This window comes from Bacillus sp. PS196 (genome assembly GCF_037963555.1).
Taxonomy (GTDB): Bacteria; Bacillota; Bacilli; order Bacillales; family Bacillaceae; genus Bacillus; species Bacillus subtilis.
Genome location: NZ_CP150159.1, coordinates 4,083,197 through 4,100,179, shown reverse-complemented (window position 1 = coordinate 4,100,179; position 16,983 = coordinate 4,083,197). Strand labels below are relative to the sequence as shown.

Sequence of the window (16,983 nt, the reverse complement as noted above, 5' to 3'; positions counted from 1 at the left end):
TCTGCCTTGAAAATAGGCCGTTCACTTCTGTTTTCTTTTGAACTATCAAAAAAATCTCCAAAGGGAGTGGTTTGCGTGAACTTGAGACAACTATCAGAACATGTCTATCAATGTGAATTTGAGCTTGATGTGCCTCTTCGTATTCCGGTTCATACCTGGTTTATCAAAGATGGTGATGATGTTTATATTGTTGATACGGGAATAGAACGTTTTGCTGATGCTCAAATTAGGGCAGCGTTAGCGATCGGCAATCCAAAAGCCATTTTGCTTACCCATGGCCACAGTGATCATATCGGAGGTGCATCAAAATGGTTAGAGAGATTTGATATTCCGATTTTTGCGCACCAGAAAGAACTAAAGTACATCAATGGGGAAGAGCCATATCCGAACAAAAATGAAGTGGAGAACACAGGGGTAGCCCATATTGTCCAGCCGCTGACGGAGCAAACGCTTGCTCACCTGCCTCTGAAATACTATTTAACACCTGGCCATTCTCCGGGGCATGTCGTGTATGATCATAAAATCGATCGTACTCTTTTAACGGGTGACCTTTTTATCACAAGTAAGGAGGATTTACACCCACCTATAAGAAGATTCAGTGTTGATATAAATGAGAACATCGATAGCGGTGCGATTATAGATCAAATCAAACCAACGCTCATTTGCTCTTCACATGGCGAAGAAATTCTTTATAACGAAGAATTGTATAAAAACTATTTGGTAAGGTATAGGGATTAATGGAAGTGAAAAACATAAGCTGAAAGTTCTTCAGCATGGTGCAGTCCTTGATCCGATTTACTCAAAAAGAAAAAATGGCAGCTGCCTGCCGCCTGTGTCTGGCCGTGCAGTTTGAAGGCAGAAATGCCTTGTTCTTTCACAATACGTTCTAATGCATCGACGATCACTTTTCCCAAACCGAATTTGCGGTAAGACTTCAGAATGCAGATTCGTTCCAGTTTCCCCGTGTGGCCAACGATACGGACACGTGCAGTGCCAACAGGTACATTCTGATGATAAGCCAGGATGTGCTGACAATCACCGTGGAGTGTATCGAACTCATCGAATTCATCCGAAATGGGACAGCCTTGTTCCTCTACAAATACTGCCTTTCTGATTTCAAACGCTGTATGTAAATCCTGTTCTGACGTGATTTTTTTGACATTCATGTTTGAATCCTCCCTACTCAGAAAAATGGCTGATCACATATTGTTTAAAGGTCTCAGCAACCGGTGATAAAAACCTGCCTTTTATCCAGGCAATTCCTATGACACGCTGACATACCGGCCAGCTGACGCGGATTTTGGTGATTTTGCTTTGGTCTAAGCCTTTCAGGTCTGGGAGAATAGATATGCCCAGACCGGCTGCCACAAAACCTGCGGCAGTAGCTGCTTCTTCTCCTTCAAACATAATGTTCGGCTGTATATCGGCCTTCTCAAACAGCTCATCGACCGTCATCCGAAGCGCGTAGCCTTTTTTCAATAAAATAAAACGCTCCCCGGCAATCTCATTCAGGGTAATGCTTTCGCGACTGGCTAATGGATGATCATTTGGCACAAATACAAAGAGTTCTTCACTCCACAGCTTGATCCATTGGATCGGATTTTCAGGCTTAATCGAAGCGAGGAGACAGAGGTCCAGATCTCCGGATTTTAATCGTTCAAGCAGCCAATAAGAGTGGTTTTGCTTCAGCTGGAAGGCAATGTTGGGGTATTCCTGCTGAAAGGAGCCGATGAGATCGGGCACGAGCGTGGTGCCTAATGTATGTAAAAAACCGAGAGAGACTACGCCTTGGTCTGGCTTTAATAAGGCTTGGATTTCTTCTTTTCCTTCGGTATACTCCTTCATCATCGCCTGAACCCGCCGTAAAAAAATGTGTCCGTATTGATTTAAGCTGATGGATCGTCCTTGCCTGTCAAATAGCGGGACGCCCAAATGATTTTCCAGCCTGGCGATAGAGCGTGAAAGCGCAGGCTGTGTGATGGAGAGGCTTTTTGCGGCTTTCGTGACGTGCTGCATCCGGGCCAGTGTTTGAAAATATTCAAGTTGTTCCCATTCCAATTATCATCCCTCCTTTATTACATGTAAGCATGAAAACGATATTTTATATGCATTATACAACATATATCAACGGTGCTAAGATAATAATATAAACAGACTCGAGGATGTTTGAATTCGGAAGAAATAAAGGATGATTGTTTATGAATGGCAGTGCTCCACAACATGATGAGGGACCGATAAAGTCCCGATGACATACATTCGAAAAGGCACACCGGTTTTTCGAAAAATTACGTTTGCTTTCTTCGCTGCGGGTTTCAATACATTTGCGATTCTATATTGCGTACAGCCGCTCATGGAGGAATTCACGCGGGAATTTCATGTAACGCCTACTGCGGCGAGTCTTTCTTTATCTGTTACCACAATGCTGTTAGCTGTGAGCATGCTTGTCTCTGGTTCATTATCCGAGGTGTGGGGGCGCAAGCCGATTATGGGTATTTCCATGCTGGCCGCATCGGTTCTCTGTCTGGCATCGGCCTTTAGTCCGAACTTTCATACGCTGCTCGTATTGAGAACCATTCAAGGCGTTGCGCTCGCAGGCCTTCCGTCGATTGCGATGGCTTATCTCGGGGAAGAAATTGAACCCGGAAGTCTTGGGTCGGCGATGGGGCTGTATATCAGCGGAAATGCAATCGGCGCCGTTTTCGGAAGGATCGTTTCCGGGCTCCTGAGCGAGTACTTGAATTGGCATATGGCGATGGGGGCAATTGGTGTCATTAGTTTGATTGCTAGTATTATATTTTGTATGAATTTGCCGCCATCCAGGCATTTTACGCCAAGAAAATTGAAGCTCGGGAAATTGGGAATGTCTCTGATCGGCCACTTGAGGGACCGTAAACTATTCAGCTTGTTTCTCATTGGTTTTTTGCTGCTTGGAAGCAATGTTGCCTTGTTTAATTACATTGTGTATGTGCTGTTGGGCCCGCCGTATTCGCTTAATAAAGCATTTTCCAGCTGGATCTTTATTGTGATGATTGTAGGCATTTTCAGCTCGTCTTTCATTGGAAGAATGGTTGATCGGTATGGCTATCCGAAAATATTGGTGATGAATATTTTCATCGTCATTGCAGGTGCGTTATTTACGATAAACAATATGCTGGCAGTGAAAATTCTGGGAATTGCACTCTTTACATTCGGTTTTTTCGGAGGGCATTCAGTTGCCAGCAGCTGGGTGGGCAGGAGAGCCCTTCATAACAAAGCACAGGCTTCATCGCTGTATTTGTTCTTTTATTACGCTGGTTCAAGTGTTTTCGGAACAATCGGAGGGCTATTCTGGTCTGGTTTTCACTGGCTGGGCGTTGTCGGTATGATCACCTTCATGCTGCTGTTTGCGTTATGGCTGTCGGGATACTTGGCAAGAAGTGCGAAAGTGCCGGATAAAAGGAACGAAAAAGGATTGAATTGATCAGTAAAAAAGGACCGTTAGCGGGTCCTTTTTTATTTCCAATGGGCAGGGATTCGTAAAGACAGCGGCAGCTTTGTGTTCGAATCGCCGTTGGCGGCGTTCACCTGTGCCTGTGTCAAAAAGATGCTCCCGGTCAGGTCGGCGCCGCTGAGATCAGCGTCTCTCATATCTGCACCGATAAAGTCTGTCATTCTCAAATCGGCATTTCTCAGATCGGCGGCTATGAGCAGCGCCCCTCTTAGATTTGCTCCTCGCAGATCAAGCCCTTTCAGTTTCGCGCCGATCAGGACACTTCCCCGGCTGACCTTTTTCGGGAGTTTTGGATGGCGGGCTTGAGCACGCACCAGCTCACTTGTTTTTAACAGCCATTCATTGACCTCAGCTCGATGCTCGTCCACCTGCAGTGTCAGCAGGCGTTCTTTGCTGAGTCTGGTGAGCTTTTCTATTTTTTCGAAACTGGTTCTCAGTTCGGGATGAATCGGCTTGGCTATATCTATAGAAAGAGCTTCATGTAAATACCAGAGCATTTCGTGCAGCTGCTGCATGATAGGAAAAACGTCAAACATCTGGTTGGCCGTTTCGGGGCTGCTTCGCCAATCCTTTCCCTCATAAGTGATTTGGGATACTTTTTGGCCGGCGCCAAAGCATTCATATGCAGAGCAGCCTCGAAATCCTTTTTCTCTGAGATCTTTATGTATAGAACATTGATAGTTTGATTGTAAGTTGCGGCAAGGTGTGCCCCCGTCTTTATCAAAAGCAAAATCTACCGACTTCGCATAAGGCAAGGCGACACAGCACAGGCCAAAACAGTGCTGGCAATCCGCACTTAAATCATGATGTATATTGTCATGTAACGTTACTTCCGCAGACAATAATGTCCACCCCTTCACTTGGGTACTTTGTTAAATATATCTATTTGATTATATAGGAAAATAGGATACTTTTCATTTTGTTTTCACGGTTTCAGTGAACTAACGATGTATAATATATCCAATCATGATGATTGGGGGAATTCATTTGGAACAGCAATTGAAAGACATCATCTCTGCGTGTGATTTGGCAATCCAAAATGAAGATTTTGATACACTGATGAATTATTATTCGGAAGATGCCATTTTAGTTGTGAAGCCGGGCATGATCGCGCGAGGCAAAGAAGAAATCAAAAAAGCGTTTATCACGATTGCAAACTATTTCAATCATCATATTGTCCCGACACAAGGGGAAATGATCCTGTTGGAAGCAGGTGACACGGTACTCATCCTTTCTCAGACACTGCTTGATTCGGATAAAAAGGACTCCGAGTATGCGATGGAAAGAAGGGCGACCTATGTATTTAAGAAGAATGCGCAAGGCGAGTGGCTTTGTGTAATCGATAACTCTTATGGTACGGATTTAATTGGTGTGTAAGATATGTCTTTGATGTGCCATTCCTGCATATAATGATTCATTCAGCTGATTAGGGAAGGTGACACAATTGAATGTGTATGACATCAGAATGGCTCCTTATTGGTTTTATGAAAGCAGAGGATTTGTTCAACATCCATACGTATTTCGGCAGCCCGTCTCCTCACGTGCAATCATTGCATCTACCCGCGGCGATGTAACGGGAGACGGCGTTATTGACGAGGTCTTTCTAACTGGAAATCAAATGCCCGGCAGCCCGTTATGGAGAGATATCACATTGGTGATCCGTGATGGCAGAACCCATCAGGAGCAGCAGATTCAGCTTCAAAACAATATGGGATACAATCCGTCACTTTTTCTGGGGGATATGACAGGCGACAAGATTGAGGATGTGGCAGTGGTAATGGATACAGGGGGAAGTGGCGGTGCTATTTATGCATATGTGTTTGCCTATCTAAACAGGCAGTTCCGGCGAATTTTCAATTCAGATGTATTGAATGATGAATTAAAGTACAGTGTGAGGTATCAAAATCAATATAAAGCGAGCGTCATCAGTCATCAGCAAAACGAAACGTATATCCTCGACCTTACTTACAAAGGCAGGGAATATTTGAATGAGATTTATAACAGCCAAGGTGTGTTAAAAATGCCGATAGAAGGATGGGTGAATCCTTTATCGGGCTTGTATCCGGTTGATTTTGACAGAGACGGCGTATACGAATTATTGGCGTACCAGCGGATAGCGGGAAGGTATAACGCCGACTCATTGGGATATGTTCAAACCGTATTGAAATGGAACGGACGGCGTTTTGCCGTGGACCGGCAGAATGTTTCGATTGTTGGCGGGGCTGTCTCGTAATCCTGATGGCTGTCACCCTATAAAGGGTGACAAAACACTACAGGTGTTCTGCAACGACAACCAAATAATAAGATAAACCGGTTTGCTGCTCTTCTAACATTCCTCTATGGAAATCATCTTGCATAAAAAAACGTGTTTGTTTTACGTAATCTTCTTTACTTGTCGGATGCCCGTTCTGATTTAGGAACTTAAGATGATTCATGACATGCTCTTGCACGGAAGGGTCATGATACGTTACACCATTTCTTAAAAAATCAGCCATCCTATCAAGAAAATGTTTAGCCTCTATTGCCATTTTGTTCATTTCATCGACATTGATTGTATGTGTATCCAATTCAAAATCGTAACGCTCTTTTAAATACCCATTTTGTTCTGCTAAAGATTGTTTCCATTCTTCAGCGCTTTCAAATCCTTTAAACATTACCTTATGATCCATGTTTTCGCCTTTTCTCGTGTATTCTAAAGATGTGTTGACTGTTTGAATGAGACGCTGATACTTTTCAATTTTCTTTTCAAACAGCTTTTTTTGTTTTTCTAATGTACTTGTTCTTTCAGCATCCTCATTTAATAATCTTTTGATTTCTGACAAAGGAATATCTAATTCTTTGTAAAAAAGGATTTCCTGCAGTCTTTTTAGTTCGTCAGCACCATAGTACCGATATCCGGCTTCGCTTATTTCTTTTGGGGCTAGCAAGCCGATTTTGTGGTAATGATAAAGCGTTTTGATTGTGACATTCGCAATATTGGATAGTTCTTTTACTGTTAATTTCACCATCCGACTCCTCCTTTCTTCTTTCACTATGAGGCCTTACCTTTGGTTGGAGTCAAGGATAAAATGGTGGTGTTTTCGTCCGAAGACAGCCTAGTGAATGTGGGAGAAAGAAAATAACACCTGGCGGATTCAAAGAAAAGAGTGCTTTTCAGCAAGCACTCTTTATTCCAGTTTAATTCGTTTTACATCACCTAAAACAAACACATAAAAAACCAATCCCAGCAACAGCACAAAACCAGCTACCAGAAAGCTGAGGGTAAAGGAGCCTGTCACATCAAACAAATACCCTGTCAGTGACGCCGCAATAATGCCTCCGAACAGGTTGTTTGCGAGATTCACCATGGAGCTCAGCATGGATACGGAACCGATCGGCGCGAGTTCTGCGGAGATGGACCAGCCGACCGGAGCGGTTGCGGAAATTCCGGCGAGTCCGATGGAAATGCAAATAATCGCTACGGTAATATTGTTCGTCAGAATGGAGCCTAAAAAGAAAAAGCCAAAGCTCATTCCGACTATGATTACGGTTCGGTACACCTTGGTGTTAGAGTAGCCTTTCTTAATAAAATAATCGACGAGCCAGCCGCCGACGGCAATTCCGGAAATGGTTGAGATCAGCCACGGCACTGCTGTAAATAAACCGGACGACATGAGATCCATACCGTATGTATGTTTAAAGAAAGTCGGAAGCCAGGTGAGCAGCAGGTTGAATGTATACCCGTACCCTGTAAATCCGATCATTAAGCCCCATACTTTCCGATTGGTGAAAAGCTTTTTTAAAAGCGGGCCCGTTTTGTAAGGGATTTGCTCTGTTGTAATGGCATTGTGTTTTTGAATATAGTTTAGTTCACTTTTAGAAATGCGTTTGTGCCGTTCAGGCTGTTCATAATACTGCCAGAAAAAGATCGTAAACAGTACATTGATGCATCCAATCGTCAAAAAAGCGACGCGCCAGTCAAATGTTGTGACAAGAAACGCGACCAATGGCGCGCCGATTACATTTGAAAACTTGGCGGCCGAATCGAACAGTGAGTTTGCCAATCCCCGCTCACTTGGAGGAAACCAGAGAGCGGTTGCCTTAGAGGCAGCAGGGAACGCAGAGGCGCTCGTCAGCCCAATGAGAAACCGGAACAGATACAACAGCAATTTTCCTTGCAAAAAAGCAAGAAGAATCGTTAAAAAGCTCCATATTGTCATTCCAACCCTCGTGACCCATGCGACCCCAAAACGGTCCAGCAAACTTCCGACAGGCAGCTGCATCAGTGTATAGGAATAGGTGTAAATGGAAAACACGATGCCGAGTTCAGTTGCAGTAAGGTGAAACGAATCTTGTATCGCAGGGGCCGCTACCGAGATGGCCACTCGGTCAAAATAATTAAGAATAATAATGCCGCTAAGTAACGAAGATATGTACCATCTGGTATGCCCAGGCCGTTTCACGCGCTCTTGACTCATGATGAAAACCTCCTCTGTCATAGCATGATCTCCTGATGGAAAAACCATTCAAATTTTAAATACCACAGCGCGCTTTTATATAAACGGCAGGAATTTGACTGGAACAGATCGGTGCTTTAGAATGAAAGTAATAAAAATGAACACTCCAAAGGGGAGTAGCTTTCACAGTAAAGTCGTCATTACGGGACAAGTTGTCCTCGGCTTTGCTGGCAATCTCATTTGTTAGCGAGACCTTTGCCAAATCTGATTTGGTGAGGGTCTTTTTGTTTCAGGAACTTCACCAAATTGGTGGAGTTTTTTCATTTTTACCAAAAAGGGAGAGGAGCATCAGAATGTCTAAGCTGAAAAAGTGGCTGAAGCGTGAATTGGTGAGGAAAGGGCTGCCGTTAGCGAAAGAGAAATTGATTCCGATCTTAAAAGAAAAAATGAAAAAGAAACGATGAGGGGGCTGAAGATGAAGATCATTTTGACAATACTTGCCGGAGTGGGACTTTTGAGTGCAGGCGGATGCGGCATGCTTGATCAGGTGAACGACGGATTGAACTATACGAGTGAAGCAGCGGGGTATGTGGAGAAGGTGAAGACATTTGCAGAGGAAGCGCCTGAATTGGCTGAGAAAGCTGTAAATGACACCGAGGCGAAAGAAAAACTTGAAGCACAGCTTGAGTCGATTCAGAAGGATGCCGCTGATTTTAATGAATTAACGCCGCCTGATGCCGCAGCGGAGATTCATCAAACCATTCAGGAGCATAACGAAACCTTGCAGAAAAGCGCTGAAGAGGTGTTGAAACAAGCCGAGGAAGGCAAGGTATCGCTTAAAGAATTGGAGCAGTCAGACCTGGTCCAAAACGCAAAGCAAATTACTGATGTGATGGGACAAATTGAGAAGCTGGGTGAATAAGAAAAAGCATCCCGATGCGGGATGCTTTTTGCTTATTCAGCCATTGCGTCTGTTAAGACAGGAACGACTTGTTTTTTACGGGAAACAACGCCTTTTAAGAGGGCTGTGTTGTTTTCTAATGTAACGTTGAACGCTTTTTCCACTTTCGCTGCTTCGTTACCGATTGCAAGAGCAAGTGAATCATTTTCTAAGATATCAGTGATAACGAGAAGGAACAGATCAAGATTCTTCTCAGCCACAACTTTTGAGATCACAGCTTCTAATTCAGCTTGGCGTTTTTTTACATCTTCAATGTCCACTGTGTTTACTTGTGCGATTTCGACTTTCTTGCTGCCGAGCGTAAATTCTTTCGCATCAAGAGAAATGAGCTCTTCCACTGTTTTTTTGCTTAGATCAGCGCCTGCTTTCAACATGTTCAAGCCGTATTCTTCAGCATCTACGCCAGCGATCTCCGCAAGCTCTTTTGCTGCTGCTACGTCTTGGTCCGTGCAAGTTGGAGATTTAAATAACAGGGAATCAGAAATGATCGCAGACAGCATAAGGCCGGCAATTTCTTTCTCGATTTTCACGTTATTCTCTTTGTACATTTTGTTTAAGATGGTAGCCGTACAGCCTACAGGCTCAGCACGATAGTAAAGCGGCTCAGCTGTTTCAAAGTTAGCGATGCGGTGATGGTCGATAACCTCTAAAACCTGAACCTCTTCAATGTCTTTGATGCTTTGCTGGCGTTCGTTATGGTCAACCAGGATAACGGCGTTTACTTCGTTTGCAGCTGTTTCAACAAAGCGCGGGCTTTCTTGTTTGAAATAGTCAAGCGCGTATTGTGTTTCGCCGTTGACTTGTCCGAGACGGACAGGCTCAGCATTGAAGCCGAGTTTGTTTTTCAAATCAGCATAAGCAATCGCAGAACAAATCGTATCTGTGTCTGGGTTTTGGTGTCCGAAAATAAGTATCTTTTCCATGATAGCTCCTATCCTTTTTTTAAGTAGTGTAATCTTTATATAGTTTAACACGTCTTGCTGCAGGTGTAATCATGCAAACCCTTAAAAATTGATGTGAATAAGAAGCATTTTCTTTGAGCTAAGGAGAAAAGGTGTGTAAAATACTGGGTAGCTTAGTTGCGAAATGTAATGTAGTATCAAAAAAGGTACTATTGGAGGGTCAAGAATGAGTGGAAAAAAGAATATATACCCGAACAAAGAAGGCTGTCCAGTTGAATTTACTCTAGATGTCATTGGCGGAAAGTGGAAAGGAATTCTTTTTTATCACATGATAGATGGCAAGAAACGATTTAATGAGTTTCGGCGAATCTGCCCGAGTATTACTCAAAGAATGCTTACTCTTCAGCTGAGGGAGCTGGAAGCGGACGGCATCGTGCATCGTGAGGTTTATCAACAGGTGCCGCCCAAGGTTGAGTACTCTCTGACGGAATTCGGGCGAACGCTTGAACCGATTGTTTTGCAAATGAAAGAATGGGGAGAATCCAACAGAGACGTGCTGGAATCTTATCGTTCGAACGGCTTACTGAAGGATCAGCAGAAATAGCAGCAAAGGGAAAACTCCTTTGCTGCTTGTTTTATTTCATTGAAATGGCTCTGTTGGCGTTTCTGACATCGTTTTTCAACAGTTCAGAAAGGTTGTAAGACGGATAATATCCATGCTGATACATGTATCGATAAACTTGGGCGTGCAGCTGGATGGCAGCATTCAGCTGTTTGACCAGTACGTTTCTTAATTGAGGTGTTGCTGTTTCTGTAATTGCGATGGCATAGCTGCGGACAGATGTTTTAGCAAAACCGAGCAGGTCACCGCTGTAAAATGGGTTATCTGCGCGTTCTTCTTCCTCATCTTCTCTGTGCGGAGCCTGTGGAAAGAACGGAAGAAGCTCTCTCAAATTTTGCTCAATGCTCTGAATAGACACGTTATAAAGCTGTCTGAGCTGAGGGTCTTTTACTTCTCTTATCATTTTCTTCAGTTTAATGAGTCCGTTTGATTGAAAAGCAACCAGCTCGTGCATTTCTAATGTTTCATGCCAAGCCAATGTTCTGCGTTCATCCATGTGAAAATTCTCCTTTATCGATCAGATTCCATATCAGCATATGCCCAACGCTCAATGTTGTTCATGATGTTTTGAAGTTTTTAAAAAGGGAAATTCACCTTATATAGGATACGGGTTGAGAACATGCACAAAGAGGTGAAACACAATGTGGGACATGATAAAGAACTTTTTCTTGTTTAGCAGCGGCGTTCTGCAAGCAACAACCCTTTTACTGGTGATCTTAATTTTTATGTATGTCAGAAAAACGAAAAAGAAAAACAAGGAATCTTCTGGCTTTATGGATGATAAACATTAATTGTGATGGGCATTCTTTTCAAAGAATGTCTTTTCATTTTTCATGTTTCACATGAAACATTAGCGTCATTTTACTTGCGATTTGGACTTATGTTAAAATATAAAAGTAAAATTTAGAGATGATATAAAAACATTCGGTGTAACGTATGTTGCAGCGATGAAAAAGAGCAGTCGTTTATGCTGCTCTTTTCTATTCGTATGTTCAGGATGATACGAGGTGACTAAGTGAAACAAACGAGAGCTTTAATGGAAGGTGCTATTTTAATCAGTCTGTTTGCGATCATCACGCTTCTGGTCGTTTATGTTCCTGTGATTGGAACAATTCTGTTATTTGCACTGCCGCTGCCAATGATCTTGTATACGATCAGACATGGATTGAAGCTAGGGATATGGATGGGCGCTGTCAGTCTTCCGGTTGTTTTTATTGTCGGGTCCTTTAACGGGCTTATTGTAGCTTTTATGTCAGCTTGCGCCGGCATTGCCATGGGACATTTTTTCAAAAGGAAAGAGCCCGGGCACGCCATTATTTCGGGCGCTCTTATTTATATGCTTAGTATTGTCTTCTATTTTGTGATAAGCATTCAGTTTTTGGGTATCAATATCATTGATGAGGCGATGACACAATACCGGCAATCTCTTGATATGGTAGAAACTGTAGCGAAGCAGTCGGGCAATGCTGGACAGTTTGAGAAGCAATTAAAACTGATGGAAGAACAATTGGGTATCGTTCAATATCTTTTTCCAACAGCTATTGTGATGGTAGGAGTTATTTTTTCTTTCCTCAGTTACCTTATCGCTAAGCCGCTCTTAAGGCGATTCTCCCCCGATATTCCTAATCTAAAGCCTTTTAGAGAGTTGAAGTTTCCGCAAAGTGTTGTAGTACTGTATTTGATTATTGTCATGCTTTCATTTTTGCCTTTAGAAAAAGGCCAAATGCTGTACTCTATCGCTTTAAATGGGGAGTTTATACTCGGGTTTCTGATTTTCATCCAAGGTTTATCATTTATCTTTTTCTATTGCCATAAGAAACAATATCCAAAGGCTGCGGCTGTGATTGCTGTCATACTTGGATTTGTGCATCCGGTCTTCATGGCAGCCATTCGCATTTTAGGCGTTTTAGATATGGGCTTTCATATAAGGAATAAGGTGAAGTGAACATGAGTTTTACTCACATGGTGGGGAGTGATAGAAATGCCAAGCTTTTATGAAAAACCGCTGTTTCGGTATCCCATCTATGCATTGATTGCTCTGTCAATTATTACAATCCTCATCAGCTTTTATTTTAACTGGATATTAGGAACCGTCGAAGTGCTGCTGCTGGCAGTTATTTTGTTTTTTATTAAGCGTGCTGATTCTCTTATTCGACAAGAGATTGATGCTTATATTTCTACGTTGTCCTACAGGTTGAAAAAAGTCGGTGAAGAGGCATTGATGGAAATGCCGATTGGAATCATGCTTTTTAATGACCAATATTATATAGAATGGGCAAATCCGTTTCTTTCCTCTTGCTTTAATGAAAGCACTTTAGTGGGGAGATCACTTTACGATACTTGTGAATCGGTAGTGCCGCTTATCAAACAAGAGGTGGAATCGGAAACGGTTACATTGAATGACCGCAAGTTTAGGGTTGTCATCAAACGGGATGAGCGTCTCTTATATTTCTTTGATGTAACAGAACAAATTCAGATTGAAAAGCTATATGAAAACGAAAGAACCGTCCTGGCATATATTTTCCTTGATAACTATGATGATGTGACACAAGGATTGGATGACCAGACGAGAAGCACGATGAACAGCCAGGTGACATCTTTGCTGAACGCTTGGGCGCAGGAGTACGGGATCTTCTTGAAAAGGACGTCTTCAGAACGCTTTATTGCTGTACTTAATGAACACATCTTAACTGAACTCGAAAATTCGAAGTTTTCGATTCTTGATGAAGTGCGGGAAAAAACCTCGTTTGACGGTGTAGCGCTGACGTTAAGCGTCGGTGTCGGGGCTTCAGTCTCTTCCCTGAAAGAACTTGGCGATTTGGCGCAATCCAGCTTGGACTTAGCACTGGGACGCGGCGGAGACCAGGTAGCCATTAAGCTGCCAAACGGCAAGGTGAAGTTTTACGGCGGTAAAACAAACCCAATGGAGAAACGAACAAGGGTGCGGGCCCGCGTGATTTCTCACGCCTTAAAGGAAATCGTCACCGAAAGCAGCAATGTGATTATCATGGGGCATAAATTCCCCGACATGGATTCTATCGGCGCAGCGATCGGGATTTTAAAGGTGGCTCAGGCAAATAACAAAGATGGTTTTATCGTGATTGACCCAAACCAAATCGGATCAAGTGTGCAGCGTTTGATTGGGGAAATCAAAAAATATGAAGAACTGTGGTCAAGATTTATTACGCCTGAAGAAGCAATGGAAATTTCCAATGATGACACACTGCTTGTGATCGTTGATACACATAAGCCGTCACTCGTCATGGAGGAACGGCTGGTCAATAAAATTGAACATATCGTGGTCATCGACCATCACCGAAGAGGTGAGGAGTTTATCAGAGATCCGCTGCTCGTTTATATGGAACCATACGCTTCTTCCACAGCGGAATTGGTGACAGAGCTGCTTGAATATCAGCCGAAGCGCTTAAAAATCAATATGATTGAAGCAACAGCCCTATTAGCTGGTATAATAGTGGATACAAAGAGCTTTTCTCTCCGCACGGGCTCGCGGACTTTTGATGCGGCTTCTTATTTAAGGGCAAAAGGCGCCGACACGGTGCTGGTGCAGAAGTTCCTGAAAGAAACCGTTGATTCCTATATTAAACGGGCGAAGCTGATCCAGCATACGGTCCTCTATAAAGATAACATAGCGATTGCTTCTCTTCCTGAAAATGAAGAGGAATACTTCGATCAAGTGCTGATTGCGCAGGCTGCCGATTCGCTGCTGTCGATGAGTGAGGTTGAGGCTTCATTTGCGGTGGCGAGACGGGATGAACAAACGGTTTGTATCAGTGCGCGGTCGCTTGGCGAGGTAAATGTTCAGATCATCATGGAGGCCCTGGAAGGCGGAGGGCATTTAACAAATGCGGCGACTCAGTTGTCCGGCATTTCAGTTTCTGAAGCGCTGGAACGGCTGAAGCACGCCATAGATGAGTATTTTGAGGGAGGCGTACAGAGATGAAGGTTATTTTCTTACAAGATGTAAAAGGAAAAGGAAAAAAAGGCGAAGTCAAAAACGTAGCAGACGGTTATGCGCATAACTTTCTAATTAAAAAAGGCCTCGCGGTTGAAGCGAACGCGTCAAACATCAGCGCGCTAAACGGACAAAAGCAGAAAGAGAAAAAAGAAGCCATTGCTGAGCTTGAGCAGGCTAAGAGCTTGAAAGAGACATTAGAAAAACTGACTGTTGAGCTTAGCGCAAAATCAGGTGAGGGCGGCCGTTTATTTGGCTCAGTGACAAGCAAGCAAATCACTGAACAGCTCCAAAAAGACCATAACATTAAAGTAGATAAGCGGAAGCTTGAACTGCCGGACGGCATTCGTGCATTAGGATATACAAACGTGCCTGTGAAGCTGCATCCTGAAGTGCAGGCTGTGTTAAAGGTACATGTAAAAGAAGAAGCTTAATAGAAAAGAGGCTTGGATTCATCCAAGCCTCTTTTTTATTCCACGAGATAAAGAGTTTGCTGGCTTTCTCCGCCAGGTCCTCCTCGCATTCCCTGCACGCTGTTCGTGCTGCTGGAGGAACCGCTGTACTCGTCAGATGTTATTTCTTTTCCGTTTTTCTTAATCCAGGAAACAAGTTCGCTGTTGCCTGAGTTGTTTTCTGACAGAAGGAAGTATTTCACTTTGCCTTCTTTGATCAGTTTTTTCAGTTCCGACACACTCAGAATGGGATCCGTGCCGTTAAATCCGCCCATTGCCATAACAGATTCATTTTCGTAAATGATGTATGGCGCAGCTGTTACGGTTGTCAAAGTAGCAAATAAGTATTCTTCGCCGGTATTGTGTTTTCTCAGATAGGACAGGAGCCCGCTGTCGACCTCTGAAGAGAACATGTTCCCGCCGTTTGCTGAGCCTTTGAGCTGCGGGCCGGATTCAGGAAGGACGCTGTTGCCACCGTATAGAAGCGGCGTTGCTGACCAGTAAACAGGTGTGAGAAGCAGAACGCACAAGCTGATGATGGTCAGCAGCTTACTGAACGGATGGCTGCGTTTAAGCATCAGAAGTGCAAGGGTGATGCCCAGCCCTAAGAGCCCCAGGACATACATCCATACACTGCCGATTTGGCTTGTATAAGCGCTCAGAATATACATCTGAAACACGGCTGTGATCAAGACGGCTGCCGGCAGAAGATAGCTGGACCAGTCTTTATTATTTTTGTATAAGCGGTGCATCGTATACCATCCGATACCAGAAAGGGCGGCAATCGGCGGTGCCAGCATAATCAAATAATACTGGTGGAAGAATCCTGCGATGCTGAAGAAACCAGCCACGGGAACAAGCCAAGCCGCCCAGAATAGCGTTTCTTTCATTTTAGCAGCATGTCCGCGGCGATCACGGTACCAGCTGACGATTGCGCCCAGTAATCCGATCAATGAGAATGGAAGCATCCAGCTGATTTGGCCGGAAAGTGCTGATTGGAAAAGACGAAGCGGGCCAGGATCACCGGTGCCGAACATATTCATGCTTTTTCCGCCGCCAGGCCCTCCATTTCCAGGCCCGTTGCCACCTGTGGGAGGTGTGCCTCCGCCTCCATTGAGAGCGCCGGTTTGTCCGTTAGGCGGCTGAGGCGCCTGTGAATGGTTTCCGAATGATTGATTTCCGTTCTGAGAAAAAGATGAACCGTTGCCATTTGGCGCTTGCATGTTGTCTTGATTCTGCATGTTCCCTCCGCCAGCAGCATTCATATCACCCTTTGCAAGGCCCGTAGTTTGCCCAAGCAGACGCTCTGTGCCGTTGTAGCCAAAGGCCAGTTCTAGCACTGAGTTAGTCTGGCTGCTTCCTACATAAGGCCGGCTTGAGGAAGAGGCTGAATCCACTGCAATCGCCCATGAGAGTGAAAGGCCTGTCAGAAGGACAAGAGACAGAAGCAGGGACCCGATTTTTTTCTTCAGAGAAACCCGAGATGCAATCAGGTAGAATAACACAAATGCAGGCAATACCATAAACGCTTGCATCATCTTCATATTAAAGGCGAGCCCAATCAGGGCAAATGCTGTCAGCAGCCAAACCAGCTTACCTTGTTTTACTGCCCTAAGCAGACAAGCTGAACCGAGCAATAAGGTAAAAACAAGCATGCTGTCGATATTGTTTGTCCGGCTGACAGCTACTGCGATAGGGGTCAGTGCCATGACAAGTGCGGCAATGCGGGCCGCTCCAATTCCAAAAGTCGGCTTAATCATTCTGTAGAGAAGGAATACAGACCCAACTCCGGCAAGAGCCTGGGGAATGATGACACTCCACGTGTGAACACCGAAAATCAGTGCGAAAATCGTTTGAATCCATAACACGACAGGAGGCTTATCTACTGTCACAAATCCAGAAGGGTCAAATGACGCATAAAAGAAATTATGGAAGCTTTGCGTCATGCTTTTTACAGCCGCCAAATAGTACTGGTTTGCTGTATCATCCTGCCAAATGTGATACGTATTCAAAAAAGCTGCTGCCAGCAAAATAAGAATAAGGGCTGCGTCGAATCGTTTGGTTTTCATCGTTTTTCACCTCTTTATGGTGTCTCATTGTAAAAAACAAATATGAAAAACTTATGAATAAACCATAAATATTCAAAG

General features: G+C 43.9%; 18 protein-coding genes. 10 read left to right on the top strand and 8 right to left on the bottom strand.

Going from position 1 to position 16,983, the window contains the following annotated elements:
• Positions 1–75: 75 nt before the first annotated feature.
• Positions 76–738 (top strand): MBL fold metallo-hydrolase, encoded by a 663-nt coding sequence (locus tag NST79_RS21240; protein WP_088467479.1) that lies wholly within the window; start codon positions 76–78, stop codon positions 736–738.
• On the opposite strand, the gene NST79_RS21235 is transcribed toward NST79_RS21240, so the two are convergent.
• Entirely contained in the window at positions 735–1,166 is a 432-nt protein-coding gene (locus NST79_RS21235; RefSeq protein WP_284692386.1) for a GNAT family N-acetyltransferase, read from the bottom strand. The genes NST79_RS21240 and NST79_RS21235 overlap by 4 nt on opposite strands.
• A 13-nt stretch (positions 1,167–1,179) precedes the next feature.
• Positions 1,180–2,058 (bottom strand): LysR family transcriptional regulator, encoded by an 879-nt coding sequence (locus tag NST79_RS21230; protein ID WP_212059486.1) that lies wholly within the window; start codon positions 2,056–2,058, stop codon positions 1,180–1,182.
• Positions 2,059–2,245: 187 nt separating this feature from the next.
• Here NST79_RS21230 and NST79_RS21225 point away from each other — a divergent pair, with 187 nt between their 5' ends.
• A complete protein-coding gene (locus tag NST79_RS21225) occupies positions 2,246–3,460 on the top strand; it encodes an MFS transporter (RefSeq protein ID WP_212059487.1) in 1,215 nt (404 codons plus the stop codon).
• A 32-nt stretch (positions 3,461–3,492) separates the two neighbouring features.
• On the opposite strand, the gene NST79_RS21220 is transcribed toward NST79_RS21225, so the two are convergent.
• Positions 3,493–4,332 carry a pentapeptide repeat-containing protein gene (locus NST79_RS21220; protein WP_212059488.1) on the bottom strand — a complete coding sequence of 280 codons (840 nt, stop codon included), beginning with the start codon at positions 4,330–4,332 and terminating at the stop codon, positions 3,493–3,495.
• A 145-nt stretch (positions 4,333–4,477) separates the two neighbouring features.
• Here NST79_RS21220 and NST79_RS21215 point away from each other — a divergent pair, with 145 nt between their 5' ends.
• A complete protein-coding gene (locus tag NST79_RS21215; protein ID WP_038429954.1) occupies positions 4,478–4,867 on the top strand; it encodes a nuclear transport factor 2 family protein in 390 nt (129 codons plus the stop codon).
• A gap of 67 nt (positions 4,868–4,934) precedes the next feature.
• Positions 4,935–5,723, top strand: coding sequence for a hypothetical protein (locus tag NST79_RS21210; RefSeq protein WP_038429953.1), 789 nt, complete (start codon positions 4,935–4,937; stop codon positions 5,721–5,723).
• A gap of 37 nt (positions 5,724–5,760) precedes the next feature.
• Here NST79_RS21210 and NST79_RS21205 read toward each other — a convergent pair whose 3' ends face one another.
• Complete coding sequence (locus tag NST79_RS21205; RefSeq protein WP_021481086.1) at positions 5,761–6,498, bottom strand: MerR family transcriptional regulator; 738 nt, start codon at positions 6,496–6,498, stop codon at positions 5,761–5,763.
• A gap of 159 nt (positions 6,499–6,657) precedes the next feature.
• Positions 6,658–7,968 (bottom strand): MFS transporter, encoded by a 1,311-nt coding sequence (locus NST79_RS21200; protein ID WP_042976958.1) that lies wholly within the window; start codon positions 7,966–7,968, stop codon positions 6,658–6,660.
• A gap of 433 nt (positions 7,969–8,401) precedes the next feature.
• On the opposite strand from NST79_RS21200, the gene NST79_RS21195 reads away from it, so the two are divergent.
• Positions 8,402–8,848: a DUF6376 family protein gene (locus NST79_RS21195; RefSeq protein ID WP_015715059.1), complete on the top strand. Its 447-nt coding sequence runs from the start codon at positions 8,402–8,404 to the stop codon at positions 8,846–8,848.
• A gap of 32 nt (positions 8,849–8,880) precedes the next feature.
• Here the strand turns inward: NST79_RS21195 and NST79_RS21190 are convergent, their stop codons facing one another.
• Complete coding sequence (locus NST79_RS21190; RefSeq protein ID WP_167560862.1) at positions 8,881–9,810, bottom strand: manganese-dependent inorganic pyrophosphatase; 930 nt, start codon at positions 9,808–9,810, stop codon at positions 8,881–8,883.
• 205 nt (positions 9,811–10,015) lie between these two features.
• Here NST79_RS21190 and hypR point away from each other — a divergent pair, with 205 nt between their 5' ends.
• Positions 10,016–10,393, top strand: a complete 378-nt coding sequence (gene hypR, locus NST79_RS21185; protein WP_014478546.1) for a transcriptional regulator HypR — start codon at positions 10,016–10,018, stop codon at positions 10,391–10,393.
• 31 nt (positions 10,394–10,424) lie between these two features.
• On the opposite strand, the gene cotF is transcribed toward hypR, so the two are convergent.
• Positions 10,425–10,907: a spore coat protein gene (cotF, locus tag NST79_RS21180; protein WP_212059489.1), complete on the bottom strand. Its 483-nt coding sequence runs from the start codon at positions 10,905–10,907 to the stop codon at positions 10,425–10,427.
• A gap of 145 nt (positions 10,908–11,052) precedes the next feature.
• Between cotF and NST79_RS21175 the strand changes: the two genes are divergently transcribed.
• From NST79_RS21175 to rplI, 4 genes are all read left to right on the top strand, one after another.
• Complete coding sequence (locus NST79_RS21175) at positions 11,053–11,202, top strand: hypothetical protein (protein ID WP_003226909.1); 150 nt, start codon at positions 11,053–11,055, stop codon at positions 11,200–11,202.
• A 224-nt stretch (positions 11,203–11,426) separates the two neighbouring features.
• Complete coding sequence (locus tag NST79_RS21170) at positions 11,427–12,356, top strand: YybS family protein (RefSeq protein WP_003226911.1); 930 nt, start codon at positions 11,427–11,429, stop codon at positions 12,354–12,356.
• Between the two features lie 36 nt (positions 12,357–12,392).
• A complete protein-coding gene (gene gdpP, locus NST79_RS21165) occupies positions 12,393–14,372 on the top strand; it encodes a cyclic-di-AMP phosphodiesterase GdpP (RefSeq protein ID WP_003242517.1) in 1,980 nt (659 codons plus the stop codon).
• On the top strand, positions 14,369–14,818 hold the full coding sequence (gene rplI / locus NST79_RS21160; RefSeq protein WP_003226915.1) for a 50S ribosomal protein L9: 450 nt from the start codon (positions 14,369–14,371) through the stop codon (positions 14,816–14,818). Before gdpP ends, rplI begins: the two co-directional genes overlap by 4 nt.
• 35 nt (positions 14,819–14,853) lie before the next feature.
• On the opposite strand, the gene NST79_RS21155 is transcribed toward rplI, so the two are convergent.
• A complete protein-coding gene (locus NST79_RS21155) occupies positions 14,854–16,905 on the bottom strand; it encodes a glycosyltransferase family 39 protein (RefSeq protein WP_212059491.1) in 2,052 nt (683 codons plus the stop codon).
• Between the last annotated feature and the right edge of the window lie 78 nt (positions 16,906–16,983).